The sequence below is a fragment of the Acinetobacter rathckeae genome (assembly GCF_015627125.1).
Taxonomy (GTDB): Bacteria; Pseudomonadota; Gammaproteobacteria; order Pseudomonadales; family Moraxellaceae; genus Acinetobacter; species Acinetobacter rathckeae.
Map to the genome: position 1 here is coordinate 412,530 of NZ_VTDO01000002.1, position 15,181 is coordinate 427,710.

Genomic DNA, 15,181 nt, shown 5'->3' on the forward strand with positions numbered 1-15,181 from the left:
TATTAGAAAGAGACGGTTTGACTTGGAAAGTTGTAAAAGTTTATCTTCCAATAGGTGGTAACTAAACGCTAAGGTCTTTGTATTTAAAAATATCTTATGCCTGTTTATCATTTAAAATACTTTAGCAATAGTCGCACCTCTTGTACGTTTGGCTGAGAGAATGGCCTTAAGTATTATTATATATTTTTGTAGTAGTCTATGGATATATCTTAGATATGTATCCCTATGTATCTATCAACAGATATATAGGGATTTATTACGGTTATAATGTGAGTTTAGCTGTAGATCCTAGAAAATCTAATGATTAAGCAATTCTTACAATTTTCAAATCTAGTAAAACTGCGACAATAAAAACAGCTTCATGGTTATTGCTAAAAGCAGGTAATAATTTTGCAACCGAGCCAAAAGTTTTATCAACAACTAGATTTGATAATATAGTACTTAGGTTTACTAACTCTGAATCATCATTTTCAGCAGTTACACGTTTGGTTGAAGAAATATCTTTGATTTCTAACATGTAGTCATTGGTATTGGCACATTGGCTGATACGGTATAGAAGTTTACCAGATGACTTTCTTAGTTTATGGCACTTACAAAAACTACTTGAAATAGGTGTATCTGATGTCAATTGATTGGTTACAACTTTATATTTTGCCATTACTTCGTTTCTAATCTAAAGATTGGTCAAGGATATCTATCTGTACACCTATCGTCAATAAATAGGTGTGATACCTGTATGAAAATCATATCTATACTTCATAGAAATATGATTTTAAAGAGAGTATATGTGGATTACTGTAAATAATATGTAGAAGAAAATGTTAACTTACAATATGTTAGAGTATGGTGTTTAGTTCAAAATGAATTGAAGAGAGTGAAGAATAAGTCAAAAAATTACAGAAAGTTTGGAAACTCTCAAACGCTAGAGACTAAAAAACCCCACAACTCAAACAGTTACGAGGTTTAATAAATGGTGGGCCCACCGTGACTCGAACACGGGACCAATGGATTATGAGAAAAGATATTTTTCAATAAAATATATATCAAAAACAATTACTTAACTATACCAAATAATAAAAACACCAACAAAATCAATGAAGCCGCAATCTTACATATAAGTGTTTGAAAAGAAATGTTTTCTTGCTATGGTCATGAAAAAATATAAATTGAGAAGTTTGATAAGTATAAGAAAAATAAGTCATAATTTTTACAGCTTGGGGGTCAAAGACCGCAGATAGACCCCAAACCGCAACGGTACCGCAAAAATAGACCGCAGAAATCTAACAAGTTTTTGATGGACCGCAAAAGACCGCTCTGCTTTACACCTCAATGTTTGGACCGCAAATGGTCTTTTGCAATATCACATTCATACATTGATCTATGCCTAGATATTATCTAGTGAAGCCTTCTTTGCTTTGGAGTAGGCTTTCCCTGAAAAGTTATCATATTTGAAGCCATTGATTACAACTTTCTCTGAGGTTGGATGACTCATGCTTGGACGATGAATATGATCAAGAAAGTTATACTTGTAGCCTCCGATTTCAATACCATGGAATTGTAGTCTACGCATCTGTGGCTTTTTTCGGTTGATGTCTTTTACCTCAAAATATTTACTGATGAAGTTGAACGCCTTGCTTCCTAGAATTGAAAAGGTATCTGTCTTTGAGTCAAAACTCAGACCTTTTACTAATTTTCCTGCTGCAATGGATTTCATTGGGATATTCAAATTTTTGTGTAGGTAAACCAGTGCATCTTTTACTAGGTTCTGAGCCTCTTTTTCATTGATTTCTTTACTGCCAGTCAAATATTTTTCAGGTCCATACCTGTAGAATCTTTTCATCAGATATTGTACGATCAAGTTGTTTTCATACCCATATACAACTGCTGAAACACGATCATATGACTGACTGTTCAAAATAGAAATGATGTCTTTGATACTACTGATATACTTTGCCAAATGAATGATGTGTTGAGTAGCCTCTGCACATGCTTCTGGATATTGATAGCGCCTAAACATCGCTTGATTGTGCAAAAATTCAGGATCATTTTTTAACTTTTCTGAATGAACGTCTGCGATGACCGCAAGCTCATAGGTTTTGGATATTTTTTGCTTTTTCTTTCCCCTCTGCTTATCTAATTTTTCTTTCTCTTCAATCCTCTCCTTGAACTCATTTTTACTATAGTCATTCAAGAAAATTTCCATCCCATTATAAATACTCTTTTGGTATTGCTCTTGGGTTAGAGTTTGTTCAGCTTTGAAAAAGTCAATGACTTCTTGAGAGGTCACTGTATGTGAATCCTCTTGAAAATCCACGCATAGCTCAGGTTTCAATTGTTGCAGTCTATGTTTCAAATAGTGAATATTTCCATAGCATAAAGATGTATCTGTTCGATAGTTAACTGCTGCAATGCTTGCATAGTTACGAAGAACTTTTCGAGCATGTGCAACAAATAGTTTACACCCACAGATTTCTTCAAAAACGGCATTCAATTTTTTTGCTTTTTCATGCAGGCTAACAACAACCTCATTGTCAAAAACAGCAAGGTCTGAACAGTCTTGCATAATATTAGTCAACATCTCTGCAATCTTTGAAATTTTCTCACAAAACAGTTCAATCTTTTTTTGGAACGCTGCATGTTCTTTTTCTACATCAATTTTTTTGTTTGATATCGCAGTATGTAGAATTAAAAAACAAGGTACTTTGGCATAGCGCAACCGTCCAATGAATTGAATTATTTCCTCAGGGTGTGCAGTCTTTCCAACAATAAATACTGAGTCAATTTCTTCTGTCGAATTATTGATATTGACTGCTTCATCTAAAATTGAGGTCGTAATCACCACTTGGATATGCTTAGGTATTTTTTGTGCGTCGAATATGTCTTGCACATCAGCTTCATTCTTATTACGACTGTGAACCACTAGACTATTCACACCATGAAATTGATTCAGATACTCGGCCAAACCCTCACATCTTTTTCGATTGTTGACACGCACAATTATTTTTTTACTCTGCTGATTCTTCAGTTTCAATTGATCAATCCGAGCAACGAGTTTATGAATAAAACTATACTGATCTCCCTTAGATAGATACTGTATAGTCAAATCTACCGACTTTGGATTTACTTTGGACACAGTGTGTTTGATATCTATTGGAATATCTAACACACGCCAGCGATCAAATGTAAACGTTGCCGTCAAAGCCAAGACATTTTTATACACTCTTTTTTGCAATGCATGAATAATCGGTGTCAATGCAGAGTCTCTAAATGAACCAACAGAATAAAGCTTATGACATTCATCTAACACCAAAAGACTTTGCTGTTTTTGTACATTGCTCAATGCATAATGAATTCTTTCGAACTTGTCATATGTAGATACAATCACACCATTGAAGGTGCTCAAGTCATCGCTATTTGGCAGCTTGTTTTCAGAAAAAAAGCGATACCTCTTTTTCTTTTTGAAACTATAGCTTTTCCACTCTGTTTCAAGTTCTTGTACTTTAAGTACAGAAGGTACAAGCATCCAAACAATTGGGAACTCTTTTCTCAGTTTTTTCATCGTCCATGTTGTTTTCCCAATGCCTGTTGGTGCAATCACAAGTGATATGTTTTCTGCAAGTGGGGTCATTTTTAGATCTGTCAGATAGCATCCTTCAGGTAAAGAATATGTCTTGTCTACTCGTTGTTTTTGCTGATTTTCCACAATAGTCTCCCTAGCAGAGAATATATTCCAATTCTCTGCTATTCATAGTTTGAAGGGTGTTTTGAGATTTAGGTCGCTTGTGATGAAATCACATGAGCAATTTTTTCACTGGCATCACGTAGCGTACTTTGTTGTAAGTGTGCATACCTTTGCGTTGTTTGAGGGGATGCATGACCTAAAAGCCGCTGTACAACATAGAGTGATTCACCACTATTGACTGCAAGACTTGCAAAGTTATGCCGTAGGTCATGTATTCTGATTTGATCGATATCAGCAGCTTTCATGATTTTTTCAAAGGTTTTTCGAATATCCGCATATGGTTTTTGGGTGAGTGGATTGGCAAAAATATATGTACCTATCTTGGGGAGTCGCTGCAAAATACCTAGTGCATCTTTACTCAGTGAAATACGTCTTGCTTTGCCTGACTTATTTTGTTTGAGTAACCATTCTCCAGTTGCCAAGTTTACATCCGACCACTGTATATCCATGGCTTCACGTTTTCTGACGCCAGTCAGCAATAGAAACTTTACAATGGATACAATTCTCAGATTCTGGATATCAAACTGACTGGGTTGGGTTAAGACATCAACCAACCTTTTGAGTTCACCTTCTGTCAGATAACGTTCAATTTGATTGTTCTCTTTGAATTTTTTCACTCGACTCACTGGGTTGATGAGAATCAAGTCATGATCTATTGCTAAGTTAAAAATACTCGACAGCAAAGCTCGAATTCTATTGACTGTGGCATTACTTAATTTTTACTCCTGTTGTTTGTTGGCTAGAAGCTGGCTAAGCTCTGCTGATGTGATATCAGATAATTTTTTCTTTCCTAATACTGGAATCAAATGGATGCGAATACGTGATTCATCATCGCTATATGATTTTTTATGTGGCTTCACCGCAGGCAAATAAATATTCTGGGTAAAGTGTCGAAATAGAACATCTTGTGAATGACCTTCCTCTTTGGACTGATTTGGATTGATACCCTGAGCAATCTTTTGGTCATTTGCTTGAACCTTTGAGATTGCTTCAATCAAATCCATATCAGGATATCTACCTAAGACAACACAGTGCTTTTTGCCTGCAAAGGTATATCTCTGCATGAAGGTTTTGTTTTTTGTGGAAACGCAAACCCGAAGTCCCTTGACATGAGGCACACTAAACTCATGCTTTGATTTACCTGCAGGTAATGTGTATTTATCCATGGTCTGAGAAGCCATAGTTCCTCCTGAGTAGTGATTGCTAAATTAGACTGATGTTTTTTGAAACAGTTTCTTGTGTTGACGTTCATGTTGACTGCCCGTTGAATAGAAAATTTTAGAACTTGAAATTAATTTGACAGCATTGATGTGAATAATCAAATTTTCAAAAATACACAATTAATTTTTTAAAAAATTGATTTATAATATTATTTTTTATCAAAATACGTCCTTATTAATCGTACTTTCCTAAATGTTCTCCTAATTTTCGTGGAGAGAATCCGCTACCTCATCGAAAAAATACATGCTAATCTGCTGATGAAAAAAACCAATCAATCGTTCTTTTTTTAAGCAAAAGAAGAGAAATTAATGCAGGAAAAAGAAATAGTTTTGGAAATCTTGACTAAGAATCCTGAAACTTCTGCAAAGATGCTGAGTTACAAATGCAATATTTCGATTGCGACTGCTTATCGAAGAATCAAAGAATATAAATGTGGTGTATTGTCATCGACAGCTACACATAGAAATATTTTCTTACCTGCCATTGTCTTTGATCAATTCTTGCTGGAGGTTCTAAATACAGGTGGATTTTCAAGTACAAGTGACCTTTTTCAAAAGTTCATCATTTACTTTCAAAACCCTGAGTTCAAATATCAATATCCACATGCAACGTTCATTTCAAAACGGACATTCAGTCGATACTTTTCAGCGAGTCGAGCTCGGTTGGATAGATCAGATTCAATTCATCGACTTCCTATTTTCATGACTCGTTCTCGTAAAAAACCGAAAGTTGGTTTTTTCACTAAGAAAAAGAGAGCATCTAAACTCAACGGACTCTAAGAACGTAAGACACCTCATCTACCATTCTCATCAAGTCATGTTGGGTATGAAAAGATATGAAAAAACCGCAAAATGTATTTTCTTTTGCGGTCTATTTTACGGTACGTGGTAGTTTAATAATCTTGAGCAAGTAAAATGGTGGTCATTGATCGGTCAGCTTCAGTAATAATCCAGACCTTTTCACCGTGTTCTAGGTAACTTGAAAGAATACGCAATGGTTGAGTCAATGCAGCTTCATTAGATGCTTTGTCTTCATCACATAAATCTCCCCAATCGCCATGTTGATGACGATTGAGCAGTTTAAGCAGGTCTAACCCGTGTTGATTGGCATAGGTCAGCACGTTTGCTGTCGCCACAATTTCGCCCAAAGCGAATAGTCTGTGCCTTGTCATTGTTTCACTCCAAATGGTGTTTGATATTTAGTTGTGGTGGGTCGGACTGTTTTTTGCTTGTTGATGTGCTTTGAGTTGATATTGCTCTAGAATCATTTTAGGTACGAAAACCAAAACACCTTCATTGTCATTGAGCATGATATACACCTCGTACCAATCAGGCTTTTTGTCTACATATTCCACTTCGCCAAGATCAAGCTTGTCTTTTAAACTGAATGTAAGGTGAGGGAAGTCTACAGACAGGTCATTTTCTTGCTCACAAATAATAAACCACCCATGTAAGGTGGCTTGGTAAGGTTCTTGGCAACTGTGTTCAAGGCTTTTCATAGTTGCTAAAATAGCGACACTGATGTCTGATTTTGGCAGTAACTTGAGATCAGCTTTTGATCGGATGTACTTCATCTACACTCTCCTTCACTACGATTTCTTTGGGGTCTGACATTGTCACTTTGCCTTGACGTTTCTTTGATTTTCTATCTGAATCAACCGACTCAACCAGTAGACCTTCAAGGGTTAAACTCCAGAGCTCAAAATCTGAATGCACTTCAAGCAGTCGTGCTGTTTCAGGGTGTGGAGTAACGATATTTTGATGCACTAAAATGGCGGCTAAGAAACAATGGTTATTGACAGACTTTCCAATAAATAATGATTTAAAAGCTGTAGCATGAAAGGGCTTTGCTTCTTTGTGCAGTTGTTGCAATGATTGAATAATGTCTTCTACTTGAATGAGTTCAGCACTAAAGCCTCCTGAAGATTCATTTTTCAAGATACTCAAGCCAAATTGCTTTTGATCTTCGTTGTACCAAATTTGATAGTGCAGTTGACCTTGAGCACGATCAGACAGTTTGTTACAGGTATTGGTTTGAATGACTTTAAAACCAACTTTGTCAAATACACGTGGTTGTGGTTGCATGAGATATTCCTTTTCAATAGATATAAAAAATCCCCATACACCAACAAGGCGTATGGGGATCATAGATATTTGAAGCGTTTAGATTAGAGAATCACTTTGAGGATTGAACATACTTTTTTGATGGTTTCTACTTCATCGTCATTACAGGTTCGAATGGCTTTTGCAATCGCATCTGTTTTTGGATGTGGGATACATTCTAAAACCTCTGATACATGGTCTAGCTCTGGATAATATTTGGTCATGATTTAAACACCTTGGTTGTTTGTTCATAGAAATAATATCTATTTGAAACACCTTTCTTTACGGCTTGACCATCTATTGCAAATAAATCAATCCTCAAATAACTTGAATAAGCCATAACCAATGGCAGCGACTGCTGCAATAGGTGCAGCAGCAGTGATGACTGCACCAGCAGCCATACCACCACCAACTACGCTACCGATTGCAGCCATACCAGAAGCAGTTGCAGCACCACCCGCTGTGCCAGCAAGTCCAGCCGAAGCAGCAAGTGTTGCACCTGTTGTTCCTGCCGTTGCTGCCATAATAGTTGCACCAGAACCACCAACCACTGCTGTTGCTGTTGTTCCTGCAACACCACCTGTCGCCAATACACCCGCACTTGCCACTGCTGTTGATTTTTTCATATGATTTCTTCTTGAGGTAAAGTTGTTGTAGGTCAATACTAACAAGAAGTCGAACGACAGCAAATCATTGCGTCACAAAATGACGCAAAACTTTCTATGCATCTAACACCCACCATTTAAATTAGTTATAATTCATCAATCTAAAATACATTTTTATGTCGCAAAAGGGATACACATGGCACGCTCACCCAAGAAAGAAGCTAAACAAGAGCCATTAGAGGTTGTACTTTGGAAAACAGCAGACAAACTCCGCAAAAATATTGATGCTGCTGAATACAAGCATGTAGTGCTTGGCCTTATTTTTCTAAAATATATTAGTGATTCTTTTGAGGTGCACTACAACCTATTGGTTGAAGGCGAAGGTGAGTTTGCAGGTGCAGACCCAGAAGACCGTGATGAATACACTGCGTACAATGTGTTCTTCGTGCCTGAACATGCACGTTGGTCATATCTATTAGAACAAGCAAAACAACCAACAATCGGTGTTAGTGTTGATACTGCAATGGAACTGATTGAAACAGAAAACCCAGAGCTCAAAGGCGTTTTACCCAAAGTCTATGCAAGACAAAACCTCGACCCAACCAGTCTGGGTGAACTCATTGACATGATTGGTAATATTGCATTGGGTGATGCCAAATCACGCTCTGCTGATGTACTCGGTCATGTGTTTGAGTATTTCTTGGGTGAGTTTGCACTGGCAGAAGGCAAACAAGGTGGACAATTCTATACGCCAAAATCCATTGTTTCATTATTGGTTTCTATGCTTGAACCGTATCAAGGTCGAGTATTTGATCCATGCTGTGGTTCGGGCGGTATGTTTGTTCAATCGGAAAAATTTGTTGAATCACACCAAGGACGTATAGACGATATTTCTATTTACGGCCAAGAGAGTAACCAAACCACATGGCGACTGGCAAAAATGAACCTTGCCATTCGTGGGATTAACTCAGAGCATGTAAAGTGGAACTCTGAAGGTTCTTTTTTGAATGATGCACACAAAGATGTCAAAGCAGACTTTATTATTGCCAACCCACCGTTCAATGTGTCGGACTGGAGCGGTGAGCAACTACGAGGTGATGCACGCTGGCAACTTGGCACACCACCTACAGGCAATGCCAACTTTGCATGGATGCAACACTTCTTATATCACATGTCACCACAGGGTCAAGCAGGTGTGGTTTTAGCTAAAGGTGCATTGACGTCTAAAACCAGTGGCGAAGGTGATATTCGTAAAGCATTGGTCGCAGATGCAAATGTGATTGACTGTATTGTCAATTTACCTGCAAAACTATTTTTGAATACACAAATTCCTGCGGCTTTGTGGTTTATGCGTCGTGACCGTACAAATACCAAAACCTACCAAGACCGAAGCAATGAGATTTTATTTATTGATGCACGCAACCTTGGGCATTTAATTAACCGTCGAACCAAAGTATTGTCTGAAGATGACCTCAAGCTTATTACAGATACCTACCACAACTGGCGAAATAAAGACGGGCAATATGAAGATGTGGCAGGGTTTTGTGCCTCTGCACCGATAGAAAAAGTGGCAGAGCTTGACTATGTACTCACACCTGGGCGTTATGTAGGCTTGGCAGATGATGAAGAAGAGTTTGATTTCAAAGAGCGATTTACTAGCCTAAAAGCAGAGTTTGAAGCACAACTTGCAGAAGAAGCAGAATTGAACAAAGCCATTGCTGAGAATTTAGCAAAGGTGGTGGTATGAGTGAGTGGAAATTAGTAACTCTTGGAAGTGTATGTTTTATAAATCCAAAAGAATCTTTAGCTAAGGGCATGATTGCTAAGAAAGTAGGTATGGAATATTTGCAGCCTTTTACTAAGAACCCTATTGGACATGATGTCGAAGCTTATAATGGCGGTACCAAATTTAGAAATGGCGATACATTAGTTGCACGTATTACTCCTTGTCTTGAGAATGGAAAAACATGCTATATTTCAAACTTAAGTAATGATGAAATAGCATTTGGCTCGACAGAATACATAGTACTAAGAGAAAAACCTACGCACACTGATAAGGAGTTCTTATATTATTTTGCTAGATCTGATCTATTTAGAGATGTTGCTATTGCATCAATGACAGGTAGTTCAGGTCGTCAAAGAGTACAAACTGATGTAGTTATAAATCATGAATTTAATATCCCCCCACTCCCCGAACAAAAAGCCATTGCTTCTGTGCTGTCATCACTCGATGATAAAATAGACCTGCTTCACCGCCAAAACAAAACCTTGGAAGCAATGGCAGAAACACTGTTTCAGCAGTGGTTTGTTGAGGAAGCGAAAGAGGATTGGGAGCAAATAAATCTTAGTAAACTTGGAGAAATAGTTTGTGGGAAAACGCCTTCTAAAAAAAATGCATTATTTTTTGGAATAGATATTCCTTTTTTAAAGATTCCTGATATGCACGGAAAGGTATTTGTGACTAAAACAGAGGATCAACTATCTTTAAAAGGCTCTGATAGTCAAATAAAAAAACTCATTCCTGAAGGTAGTATATGTGTTAGCTGTATTGCTACGGTAGGGCTAGTATCTATCACTGCAAAAGCAATGCACACAAACCAACAAATTAATTCAATTATTCCATTTAACAAAAAACATAAATTTTATTTGTATCTTACTATGAAATCTAGATATGAAGAACTACAAAATCTAGCTAGTGGAGGAACTGCAACACTTAACTTAAATACAAGTAATTTTTCAAAAATTGAAGTACCTTTGCCAAAGGAAGATGTCTTATATAATTTTGATCTTATTGTATCTGGTTATTTTTATAAAATAGAATCAAATTACAACCAAATCCAAACCCTCGAAAAACTCCGTGACACCTTACTACCCAAGCTCATGAGTGGAGAAGTTCGAGTGCAATACTAATACATCATTGTATGCTATTGTTTTAATGGCATACGACCTTTACATTTTGAGAAAAATCAGATGAATAAAAAAATACTCAGTGCCATTGTTGCTATTGTCTTACTTGTTGCAGTCTATTTGTATGCATCGCCATATATTATGCTCAACAACTTAAAAACAGCCGTACAAGAAAATGACAGCAACAAAGTTTCTACATATATTGACTTTGCAAGTGTACGCCAAAACCTCAAAGACCAAATGAATGGCTACCTGATGAAGCAAATGAGTGCCTCAAAAAGTAATGATGGTATGGAAGCATTGGGTAGTATGTTTGCCATGACAATGGTTGAAAAAGTGGTAGATATGGCTGTGACACCTGAAGGTATTACACTCATGATGCAAGGTAAAAAACCGAATGTCAGTTTGGATGATCATAAAACAGATCAAACAGACAATTCATCAAGTAATGCATCCTCTAAAGAATACTCAACTCGTTATTTGTCAATGAATCAGTTTGAAGTAAGCATTGCCACAGAGGAAAAAGACCAAACTGTGACTGCAATACTAGAGCGTGATGGCTTGAGTTGGAAAGTCGCAAAAATCAATATTCCTATGGATAAGAAATAACAGGATTCAAAAGACAATATGACTAAGATGACCGAATCAGATATCGAACTCATGGCAATTGAACTACTCGAAGCACAGGGCTATGACTATGTATATGGGCCTGACATTGAAGCAAAATCAGCACACCCATTACGCACATACAAACAGGTCATCTTAGAAAATCAAGTCAGAGAGGCATTACAAAAACTCAATCCACACCTACCGCAAGACAAATGCGAAGAAGCCCTCAAACAAGTCATGCATATTAGCTCGCCTGATTTAACCGCCAACAACAAAGCCTTTCATCGTTTACTCACTGAAGGTATATCTGTTGAAGTAAGTAAAAATGGACAAACACAAGGTGAGCTTGCTTGGCTCATTGATTTTGATTCGCCCAAAAACAATACCTTTTGGGTAGTAAACCAAATCACCATTAAAGAAAACCGCAAAGAAAGACGTCCTGATATTATTCTATACATTAATGGACTGCCCTTGGTAGTGATTGAACTTAAAAATGCGACCAGTGAAAACGCAACTGTTGAAGGTGCATTCAATCAAATACAAACCTATCAAGCAGAAATTCCAAGCCTTTTCACATACAATGCATTCAATATCATTTCAGATGGTCTTGAGGCAAAAGTCGGCTCAATTTCAGCAGATATTAGCCGTTATATGGCATGGAAAACCAGTAATGGTAAAGACAAAGCTAGTCAAACCCAAGCACAGCTTGAAGTACTGATTGCAGGATTACTCAATCCAACGACCTTGCTCGATATGGTACGCAGTTTCATTGTCTTTGAAGATACAAAGTCTGAAGATAAAGACGGTATCATTAGCATCAAAAGCATCAAAAAAATTGCAGCCTATCATCAATACTATGCAGTAAATGCTGCGGTGATCTCAACCATTCGTGCATCTAATGTAAATACACCCTCAGCGAGCATCGCATCATCAGAAACAGCTTTACAACAACAAGGGCGTAAACCCTCAGAGCTTGTGCCACAACAACAACTTGGCGATAGAAAAGCAGGTGTAGTTTGGCATACGCAAGGCTCAGGCAAATCACTGTCTATGGTGTTTTACACAGGAAAAATTGTCCTTGCACTCGATAACCCAACTATTGTGGTCATTACAGATCGTAATGATTTAGATGATCAACTCTTTGCAACATTCAGCGGTGCAACACAACTACTTAGACAAACACCTAAGCAAGCCAACAACAGAGAAGAACTCAAAGAATACCTAAAAGTATCATCAGGTGGTGTCATTTTCACCACCATTCAAAAGTTCCAGCCGAATGATGGAAGCAATATCTACGAAGAGCTTTCAAACCGTACCAATATTGTGGTCATTGCAGATGAGGCACACCGTTCACAATATGGATTCAGTGCCAAAGAAGTCGATTTCAAAGACGAAGATGGGAATGTATCGGGTAAACGTACTGTTTATGGTTTTGCAAAATATATGCGTGATGCACTGCCACATGCAACCTATCTTGGGTTTACAGGCACACCTATTGAAAAAACAGATGTGAATACCCCTGCTGTATTTGGTCACTACGTTGATATTTACGATATTTCTCAAGCGGTAGAAGATGGTGCAACCGTCCGTATTTTCTATGAAAGCCGATTGGCTAAAATTCAAATTAGTGATGAAGGCAAAGAACTTATCAAAGCCTTTGATAAGCAATTCAGCGAAGATGAGCTCACACAAACACAAAAAGAACGTGCAAAATGGGCAAGATTCGAAAGTTTGATTGGTCACAAAGAGCGTGTCAAAGCCATTGCTCAGGATATAGTCACACATTTTGAACAACGTCTGGTTGCCAATGCTCAACAAGGTAAAGGCATGATTGTGAGCATGTCTAGGCGTATTGCAGTTGACCTCTACAATGAAATTATAAAAATAAAACCTGAATGGCACAGTGATGATTTACATGATGGTGTGATTAAAGTGGTGATGACATCTTCTGCCTCTGATGGCCCAGAAATTAGTAAGCATCACACAACCAAAGCCAAGCGTAAAATTTTGGCACAACGCATGAAAGACGAAGATGACAAATTAAAACTGGTCATTGTGCGTGACATGTGGCTGACAGGGTTTGACTCACCAAGTATGCATACGTTGTATATTGACAAACCCATGAAAGGACACAACCTCATGCAAGCCATTGCTCGTGTGAACCGTGTCTACAAAGATAAAATTGGTGGTTTGGTGGTTGATTACTTGGGCATTGCATCAGATCTAAAAGAAGCCTTGTCTTTCTACTCAGATGCAGGCGGGAAAGGTGATCCTGCTCAAGTGCAAGAAGAGGCTGTCAGTTTACTACAAGAAAAATTAGAAGTACTCGATGGCATCATGCATGGCTATGATTACAAAGCCTACTTCACTGCTGCCACCTCAAGAAAACTAAATATTATTTTAGAAGCAGAAAACCATATCTTAGGCATAGATCAGGGCCAAGGGAAAACACGCTTTCTTACGGCTGTTTCTGCCATGTCACAAGCCTTTGCATTGGCATCACCGCATCCAATCGCAATGGAAGCAGCACCTGAAGTATCGTTCTTTCAAGCTGTGAAAGCTCGTTTGGTCAAATTTTCTGAGGCGACAGACCAAACAAGTGATAACGAGAAGACAAAGAAACTTGTAGCGAGAGTGAAACAAACCATTGATCAAGCATTGGTTACAGAGCAAGTGGTTGATATTTTCGATGCAGCAGGTATCCAAAAACCTGATATTTCTATTCTGTCTGAAAGCTTCATGCAAGAAATGAAGGACTATCAACATAAGAATATCGCCCTTGAAACACTGAAAAAACTACTGACCGATGAAATTAAAGTGCGTGGTCAACGCAGTGTGACAGAAGGTAAAAAGCTCATGGAAATCCTGTCATCATCCATCAAAGGCTATCAAAATAAAATTCTGACTGCAGCAGAAGTGATTGATGAATTGATTAAACTTGCAAAAGATATTCAAGAGTCTGACAAACTGGCTGAAGAACTCGATCTAACAGAGTATGAGTTCGCCTTTTACTCGGCTGTTGCAAGTAATGAAAGTGCAAAAGAACTCATGCAACAAGATATACTCCGTGAACTTGCAGTCGTGCTCACAGAGTCTATTCGAAAGAATGTCACACTAGATTGGACAGTCAAAGAGGCTGCACGGGCAAAAATTAGAGTGGTTGTGAAAAGGCTACTGAAGAAATACGGCTATCCACCTGATATGGCTCTATTGGCGACAGAAACAGTGCTTGAACAAGCAGAGTTACTGGCTGAACTCAACAACATTCGCCCTTGAATAGACAGCAGCGTCCGCTCAAGGGTTTACCCAAGAAAAGTGTTTGGTTTTAGCAAAACTCCCCCTCAAAAAAGTATTCTCCCCACGACTTACAGGGGAATATGCTCATTGCCAATTTTATGAAAAACACCCCGTCCACAAAATTTCGACTTCATCGCAGTCGATCAGAGTTTTAGTTGTGAGTCTTCACGACTTAAATGAACTCGAAAAGTTGTATGAAGCATAAATTACAAGAAAAATGAGGGAGTTTTGTTTAGTTATATGGGATTCTCAGTCATTTATCTCTTTTTTTGCCTGCATCAGAGCGTTTTTTACGCCATTGACCATCTTCGTTACGAGAGCGATTTTCTCCTGCTGTTGGTCCAGTCTTAACTATAGGTCCTTTAGTATCTTTTGGAGATGGCATTTTTCTTTTTCTTTTAACTAATATGGATGTGTAGTCCATATTAGTTAAAATCAAAACTAATGCAATACTGTAAAGTACAAACTTATCTTTGAAAGTTTGAAGCCACTGAAAATTAGATGGATTTGCTTACATAGAATAGACCAACGGATCTTTTGTAAGATGGACCACTTTACGGTCCGTGAAAAAAGCATAAAAACTGGAGATTTAGAGACTAAAAAACCTCATAACTCAATCAGTTACGAGGTTTAATAAATGGTGGGCCCACCGTGACTCGAACACGGGACCAACGGATTATGAGTCCGCTGCTCTAACC

At 37.9% G+C, this 15,181-nt stretch carries 15 protein-coding genes; 5 read left to right on the top strand and 10 right to left on the bottom strand.

All coding sequences use genetic code 11. The features are described from left to right. Positions 1-304: 304 nt before the first annotated feature. From I2F31_RS05465 to I2F31_RS13430, 4 genes are all read right to left on the bottom strand, one after another. Positions 305-658 carry a hypothetical protein gene (locus I2F31_RS05465; protein WP_195768523.1) on the bottom strand — a complete coding sequence of 118 codons (354 nt, stop codon included), beginning with the start codon at positions 656-658 and terminating at the stop codon, positions 305-307. Between the two features lie 726 nt (positions 659-1,384). Then, on the bottom strand, positions 1,385-3,703 hold the full coding sequence (locus I2F31_RS05470; RefSeq protein WP_195773548.1) for a DEAD/DEAH box helicase: 2,319 nt from the start codon (positions 3,701-3,703) through the stop codon (positions 1,385-1,387). A gap of 68 nt (positions 3,704-3,771) precedes the next feature. After that, positions 3,772-4,359 carry a tyrosine-type recombinase/integrase gene (locus I2F31_RS13425; protein ID WP_323127560.1) on the bottom strand — a complete coding sequence of 196 codons (588 nt, stop codon included), beginning with the start codon at positions 4,357-4,359 and terminating at the stop codon, positions 3,772-3,774. A gap of 102 nt (positions 4,360-4,461) precedes the next feature. Beyond that, entirely contained in the window at positions 4,462-4,923 is a 462-nt protein-coding gene (locus tag I2F31_RS13430) for an integrase arm-type DNA-binding domain-containing protein (protein ID WP_323127561.1), read from the bottom strand. 348 nt (positions 4,924-5,271) lie between these two features. Between I2F31_RS13430 and I2F31_RS05480 the strand changes: the two genes are divergently transcribed. Beyond that, positions 5,272-5,742 (top strand): winged helix-turn-helix domain-containing protein, encoded by a 471-nt coding sequence (locus tag I2F31_RS05480; protein WP_195768526.1) that lies wholly within the window; start codon positions 5,272-5,274, stop codon positions 5,740-5,742. Between the two features lie 113 nt (positions 5,743-5,855). Here the strand turns inward: I2F31_RS05480 and I2F31_RS05485 are convergent, their stop codons facing one another. The 5 genes from I2F31_RS05485 to I2F31_RS05505 all read right to left on the bottom strand — a co-directional run bounded on the left by I2F31_RS05485 (position 5,856) and on the right by I2F31_RS05505 (position 7,691). Then, positions 5,856-6,134 carry a hypothetical protein gene (locus tag I2F31_RS05485; protein ID WP_195773549.1) on the bottom strand — a complete coding sequence of 93 codons (279 nt, stop codon included), beginning with the start codon at positions 6,132-6,134 and terminating at the stop codon, positions 5,856-5,858. 27 nt (positions 6,135-6,161) lie between these two features. Further along, entirely contained in the window at positions 6,162-6,536 is a 375-nt protein-coding gene (locus I2F31_RS05490) for a hypothetical protein (protein WP_195773550.1), read from the bottom strand. After that, a complete protein-coding gene (locus I2F31_RS05495) occupies positions 6,511-7,047 on the bottom strand; it encodes a hypothetical protein (RefSeq protein ID WP_195773551.1) in 537 nt (178 codons plus the stop codon). The genes I2F31_RS05490 and I2F31_RS05495 overlap by 26 nt, the downstream gene beginning before the upstream one ends. Positions 7,048-7,130: 83 nt before the next feature. Continuing rightward, a complete protein-coding gene (locus I2F31_RS05500; RefSeq protein ID WP_195773552.1) occupies positions 7,131-7,289 on the bottom strand; it encodes a hypothetical protein in 159 nt (52 codons plus the stop codon). 87 nt (positions 7,290-7,376) lie between these two features. Continuing rightward, entirely contained in the window at positions 7,377-7,691 is a 315-nt protein-coding gene (locus tag I2F31_RS05505; RefSeq protein WP_195768531.1) for a hypothetical protein, read from the bottom strand. Positions 7,692-7,866: 175 nt separating this feature from the next. On the opposite strand from I2F31_RS05505, the gene I2F31_RS05510 reads away from it, so the two are divergent. Genes I2F31_RS05510 through I2F31_RS05525 form a run of 4 tightly spaced genes read left to right on the top strand, consistent with a single transcriptional unit; the run spans position 7,867 to position 14,462 of the window. After that, the gene (locus I2F31_RS05510; protein WP_195768532.1) at positions 7,867-9,417 is read left to right on the top strand and encodes a type I restriction-modification system subunit M; all 1,551 of its coding nucleotides are present in this window, start codon (positions 7,867-7,869) and stop codon (positions 9,415-9,417) included. Then, a complete protein-coding gene (locus I2F31_RS05515; RefSeq protein ID WP_195773553.1) occupies positions 9,414-10,580 on the top strand; it encodes a restriction endonuclease subunit S in 1,167 nt (388 codons plus the stop codon). Before I2F31_RS05510 ends, I2F31_RS05515 begins: the two co-directional genes overlap by 4 nt. 60 nt (positions 10,581-10,640) lie before the next feature. Next, a complete protein-coding gene (locus tag I2F31_RS05520; RefSeq protein WP_195773554.1) occupies positions 10,641-11,186 on the top strand; it encodes a DUF2939 domain-containing protein in 546 nt (181 codons plus the stop codon). An 18-nt stretch (positions 11,187-11,204) separates the two neighbouring features. Further along, entirely contained in the window at positions 11,205-14,462 is a 3,258-nt protein-coding gene (locus tag I2F31_RS05525; RefSeq protein WP_195773555.1) for a type I restriction endonuclease subunit R, read from the top strand. A gap of 274 nt (positions 14,463-14,736) precedes the next feature. Here I2F31_RS05525 and I2F31_RS05530 read toward each other — a convergent pair whose 3' ends face one another. Further along, positions 14,737-14,907, bottom strand: coding sequence for a hypothetical protein (locus tag I2F31_RS05530; RefSeq protein WP_195768536.1), 171 nt, complete (start codon positions 14,905-14,907; stop codon positions 14,737-14,739). Positions 14,908-15,181 lie beyond the last annotated feature (274 nt).

Bases quoted from the DNA above. Each gene is read 5' to 3' on its own strand.
- I2F31_RS05465 (WP_195768523.1), bottom strand. From the start codon at position 658: ATGGCAAAATATAAAGTTGTAACCAATCAATTGACATCAGATACACCT.
- I2F31_RS13430 (WP_323127561.1), bottom strand. From the start codon at position 4,923: ATGGCTTCTCAGACCATGGATAAATACACATTACCTGCAGGTAAATCA.
- I2F31_RS05480 (WP_195768526.1), top strand. From the start codon at position 5,272: ATGCAGGAAAAAGAAATAGTTTTGGAAATCTTGACTAAGAATCCTGAA.
- I2F31_RS05485 (WP_195773549.1), bottom strand. From the start codon at position 6,134: ATGACAAGGCACAGACTATTCGCTTTGGGCGAAATTGTGGCGACAGCA.
- I2F31_RS05490 (WP_195773550.1), bottom strand. From the start codon at position 6,536: ATGAAGTACATCCGATCAAAAGCTGATCTCAAGTTACTGCCAAAATCA.
- I2F31_RS05495 (WP_195773551.1), bottom strand. From the start codon at position 7,047: ATGCAACCACAACCACGTGTATTTGACAAAGTTGGTTTTAAAGTCATT.
- I2F31_RS05500 (WP_195773552.1), bottom strand. From the start codon at position 7,289: ATGACCAAATATTATCCAGAGCTAGACCATGTATCAGAGGTTTTAGAA.
- I2F31_RS05505 (WP_195768531.1), bottom strand. From the start codon at position 7,691: ATGAAAAAATCAACAGCAGTGGCAAGTGCGGGTGTATTGGCGACAGGT.
- I2F31_RS05510 (WP_195768532.1), top strand. From the start codon at position 7,867: ATGGCACGCTCACCCAAGAAAGAAGCTAAACAAGAGCCATTAGAGGTT.
- I2F31_RS05515 (WP_195773553.1), top strand. From the start codon at position 9,414: ATGAGTGAGTGGAAATTAGTAACTCTTGGAAGTGTATGTTTTATAAAT.
- I2F31_RS05520 (WP_195773554.1), top strand. From the start codon at position 10,641: ATGAATAAAAAAATACTCAGTGCCATTGTTGCTATTGTCTTACTTGTT.
- I2F31_RS05525 (WP_195773555.1), top strand. From the start codon at position 11,205: ATGACTAAGATGACCGAATCAGATATCGAACTCATGGCAATTGAACTA.
- I2F31_RS05530 (WP_195768536.1), bottom strand. From the start codon at position 14,907: ATGGACTACACATCCATATTAGTTAAAAGAAAAAGAAAAATGCCATCT.